The organism is Escherichia sp. AM3 (genome assembly GCF_032029835.1).
GTDB classification, from domain to species: domain Bacteria; phylum Pseudomonadota; class Gammaproteobacteria; order Enterobacterales; family Enterobacteriaceae; genus Escherichia; species Escherichia coli.
In genome coordinates, this window is the sequence record NZ_JAVUPQ010000131.1 from 1 (window position 1) to 4544 (window position 4544).

The window sequence follows — 4544 nt, forward strand, 5'->3', positions numbered from 1 at the left end:
GCACTACAGCGCAACACTGCGTGCCGTTGAACTGGCACCAGAATCGGTAATGAAAGATGACTCTCTCGCCAGCAACACTTCAGCATCAGGCTCCGGAACTTCAAATGCGTCCGTTTATTACAATGCTCTATTCGATGTGCCTAACCCAGAAAATCGACTTCGTATTGCCATGACTGCTCAGGTTACCCTGATTACTGATGAAGCCCAAAATACACTGCTGGTACCCATTCAGGCAGTGCACAGAAATGAGGGGAAGAAGCAACAGGTCCTGGTGCTGGCAGCAGATGGCAGGCTGGAACCCCGGAATGTGAAAACTGGTATCACGAACAGCGTGGATATTCAGATCCTCGAAGGTTTAAATGTCGGAGAAAATGTCGTGCTGTCGCTGCCGGATAAGAAAGAGCCCGAAGAAAGGATTATGCTGTGAAAAAACTTATTGAGTTAAAAGGGGTTAGCCGAACTTATGGCAACGGAGATCAAACGCGGACCGTCCTGAAAAATGTCGATTTGACAATCGTTGCTGGAGAAATGGTGGCAATCATTGGAGCCTCTGGCTCAGGCAAATCAACCTTAATGAACATAATGGGTTGCCTTGACGTACCCAATAGAGGTGATTACTACATCGACGGACAAAATGCCGCCTGTCTTTCACCCGATGAGCTGGCTAGAGTGCGCCGGGAACACATTGGCTTTATATTCCAGCGCTACCATTTGATACCTGATCTTAGCGCACTTGGTAACGTGGAGATCCCGGCCATTTACGCCAACAGCGAACGCGACAGCCGTCGGCAACGTGCAACGGCGTTGCTGGGCAGACTGGGACTGGAAGGACGTGAGCATCATAAACCTTGCGAACTTTCAGGCGGTCAGCAGCAACGCGTCAGTATTGCCCGAGCACTGATCAACGGTGGAAAGATAATTTTGGCGGATGAGCCAACTGGTGCTCTGGATTCGCAATCCGGGCAAGAAGTGTTAGCCATTCTGAATGAACTTAATCGACGTGGTCATACTGTAGTAATGGTGACCCACGATATGAAGGTCGCCCGGCACGCAAAGCGAATCATTGAGCTGTGTGATGGCGAAATCATCGCTGATAGTGGAGGTTGCGTATCTGCGACGGAAACACTACCAAAAACCAACAGAATCCGGCAAAGCTATTGGAAAACACTGCTCGATCGAACGCGTGAATCGATGCAAATGGCGCTAAAAGCGATGAAGACGCATCGCTTACGCACCACGCTTACCATGATCGGGATTGTTTTTGGTATCGCCTCCGTTGTCACTGTTGTGGCATTGGGTGAAGGAGCCAGGCAAGAAACACTGGAAGAGATTAAAAGTCTGGGGACAAACGTGGTCAGCATTTATCCCGGGCAGGATTTGTTCGATGACAGCATTGAGAGTATTAGAACATTGGTACCTGCTGACGCAAATGCACTGGCGAAGCAAGGGTTTATCGATAGCGTCAGCCCGGAAGTTAGCGCTTCAGACAACATTCGTTTTCTGGGTAAATCTGCGATAGCGTCCATTAACGGCGGTGGGCGGGAACATTTCCGGGTAAAAGGTATTGAGTTGTTGCAAGGGACTACTTTTAGAGACGATCGCAACGCTCTACAGGAAGTTATTATCGATGAGAATACTCGTAAGGCCATTTTCGACAACACAGGGTTACAGGCTCTGGGGCAAATAGTCTTTCTTGGTTCTGTACCAGCACGAGTGGTTGGCATCGCTAAAAGTAACAACCGTAGTGATGCATCAAATCGCATTACTGTGTGGATGCCTTACAGCACGGTGATGTACCGTATTGTGGGTAAACCAGTTCTGACCGGTATTAGCGTCAGGCTAAAAGACAATGTGGATAACGAGGCTGCAATCAGCGCTATCTCCCAACTATTAACCCGGCGTCACGGCATAAAAGACTTCCAGCTTTATAACTTTGAACAAATAAGAAAGTCTATCGAACACACCTCAATGACCTTCAGTATTTTAATTCTTATGGTCGCATGTATCTCACTAATGATCGGCAGTATCGGGGTGATGAACATCATGTTGATTTCTGTAACGGAACGAACTCATGAAATTGGCGTACGAATGGCGGTTGGCGCGAGACGCAGCGACATTATGCAACAGTTTATTATTGAGGCCGTATTGGTTTGCCTGATTGGTGGCGCACTCGGTATTGCACTGTCGTATATCACAGGTGCGCTCTTTAACGCTCTGGCGGACGGGATATTCGCAGCTATATATTCGTGGCAGGCTGCTGTTGCTGCATTTTTTTGCTCAACCTTAATTGGCATAATCTTCGGGTATCTCCCAGCCCGCAAGGCAGCAAGGATGGACCCGGTTATTTCACTGGCCAGCGAATAATATATGAAAATTTTATCATCGTTGACTTTATGCCTTATCACCGCACTCTGTTCAGGTTGCACAAACGTGCTGAAAAGTGACTATCGCGCTCCCGAAGTGAACTATCCCATCAACTGGACCAAGGGCGATGTGGACGGAAATACATCCCCGTTTGACTGGGAAGAATTTAACGATCCTAATCTCGATAACTGGCTTCACCTGGTGATGACAAGTAATAACGACATAGCTATAGCTGCACTGCGGATACATCGGGCGCAGCTGGATGCGGAAAGAACAGGTATCACCAATACTCCTGCACTAAAGGCGGCACTGAGTATGGACGGAAAAAAACAGCTGAATAACTCGTCCGGCTGGGCAAAAAGCGGTTCTGCCAGCCTTGGCACCAGCTATGAGCTGGATCTCTGGGGAAAAATTGCCCGTCAGCGTGATGTTGCTGAGTGGGCAGTCCATGCCAGTGAAGAAGATTTTCGCTCCGCGCGCCTGATGCTGCTTTCAGAGGCCAGCAATAATTACTGGCGTATCGGTTTTGTAAATCAACAAATTACCACCCTCCAGCAGAGTATTGACTATGCAAAAGAGACGCTGCGTCTGGCCGAGGTTCGCTATCGTGCAGGAAATATCTCGTCGCTGGATGTGATTGACGCGCAGCAAAACCTGCTCACGCAAGAGAACCAGCTTACAGGGCTACAACGAGAACATTCACAGCTACTCAATCAGCAGGCCGTTTTGCTCGGCACCGTGCCCGGTTGCCAGATAGTCGAGCCCACAACGCTGCCAAAAGGAAGCCTGCCTAAGGTCAATGCGAATATTCCTGCCAGCATACTGATGCGCCGGCCTGACATAAGTGCTAAAGAGTGGCAGTTGCGTGAGGCGCTAGCTACGGTTGATATCAAGCGTAGCGAATATTACCCCACCTTCAACCTGACAGGCGCTTTGGGTACCAGCAGCGCTTCGCTACTGGCATTACTGCATAATCCGGTCGGTTCCGTAGGCGCTAACCTGACGCTACCGTTCCTGGAGTGGCGACAGCGGGACATAGAGGTAAAAATTGCCCGTAACGATTACGAACAGCGAGTGCTGGAGTTTAAACAGCTACTTTATAAGGCAATGAGCAGTATAGAGGACGCGCTTTCATTTCGTAACCAGTTGCTGCTTCAGGAGACAAGACTCAGGGAAGAACTGGAACTTGCACGTAAGTCAGAGTGGTTAAACGAAGTTCGTTACCGGCATGGTGCAGTACGTATTTCATTCTGGCTTGATGCTCAGGAAAAACGTCGTCAGGCGGAGCTGCGACTGGATGAAAACCGCTTCAATCAGTTGCAGAATCTAGCAAAAATTTATCTTGAGTTTGGCGGGGCATCAACCTTTCCTTAAGTCTAATTGGGGACAACCAGGAGCAATAAGGAGTGAAAAATAGCCACAGCTGAAAACACCATAGCCATTGACATTTGAGCTTTACCTGCTCTTGAAAACAAAAAATCACTGTTAAGCGCAATGCTATTCACTTCAGCAGAGCAGTATTGCGTGTCACGAGCATGTTTACCATTCTGTGTAAATATCTTTTCTTAAAAGTGATCATCAAAGCAGTCATCAAACTCGATAAATATCCACCGGCATAGCGTAATGCCGAGCAATTAAGGATCAATTGACCGCTCCTTAAACTGCGGCACTATAACGGCTTCTACAACAGGGAGCCGTTTTCTTGTGCATAGAAACCCCCCAGCTAGGCTGGGGGTTCCGGAAAGCTTTCAGCTTTGAGCCAGTTATTAAAACCCCTTTTGATTTATTAAAACACCTTGCGGTCTGGCAACTGCAAGTGTCAAACAAGAAATCAAAAGGGGGTCCCAATGGGGAACGAAAAGAGCTTAGCGCACACCCGATGGAACTGTAAATATCACATAGTATTTGCGCCAAAATACCGAAGACAGGTGTTCTACAGAGAGAAGCGTAGAGCAATAGGCTGTATTTTGAGAAAGCTGTGTGAGTGGAAAAGTGTACGGATTCTGGAAGCTGAATGCTGTGCAGATCATATCCATATGCTACAATGTTTGTCAAAGCTCAGTGAAAATGTCTAATCACTGGCTCATTATAAATGTCCATATATTGAAAAGGCCGCTGCGAAAATCCCTCCCGCAGCGGCCTCTTTAGCATAACGTCATTGTGCGCACCTTTATTCTGTC

3 protein-coding genes and 1 pseudogene are annotated in these 4544 nt (G+C 48.0%); all 4 read left to right on the top strand.

The window, feature by feature from the left end; genetic code table 11:
* A partial coding sequence (locus RTW80_RS22585; RefSeq protein WP_409415308.1) for an efflux RND transporter periplasmic adaptor subunit occupies window positions 1-427 on the top strand: 427 nt, incomplete at its 5' end.
* Window positions 424-2364 (top strand): MacB family efflux pump subunit, encoded by a 1941-nt coding sequence (locus RTW80_RS22590; protein ID WP_312720273.1) that lies wholly within the window; start codon window positions 424-426, stop codon window positions 2362-2364. The genes RTW80_RS22585 and RTW80_RS22590, both read left to right, overlap by 4 nt.
* A gap of 3 nt (window positions 2365-2367) precedes the next feature.
* The gene (locus RTW80_RS22595) at window positions 2368-3738 is read left to right on the top strand and encodes a TolC family protein (RefSeq protein ID WP_001312828.1); all 1371 of its coding nucleotides are present in this window, start codon (window positions 2368-2370) and stop codon (window positions 3736-3738) included.
* Window positions 3739-4211: 473 nt separating this feature from the next.
* Window positions 4212-4406 (top strand): annotated as a pseudogene (gene tnpA / locus RTW80_RS22600) (IS200/IS605-like element IS200C family transposase); the annotation flags it as partial.
* Window positions 4407-4544 lie beyond the last annotated feature (138 nt).

What these genes read in the sequence shown, in the direction of transcription:
- RTW80_RS22595 (WP_001312828.1), top strand. Translation starts at nt 2,368, where the DNA reads ATGAAAATTTTATCATCGTTGACTTTATGCCTTATCACCGCACTCTGT.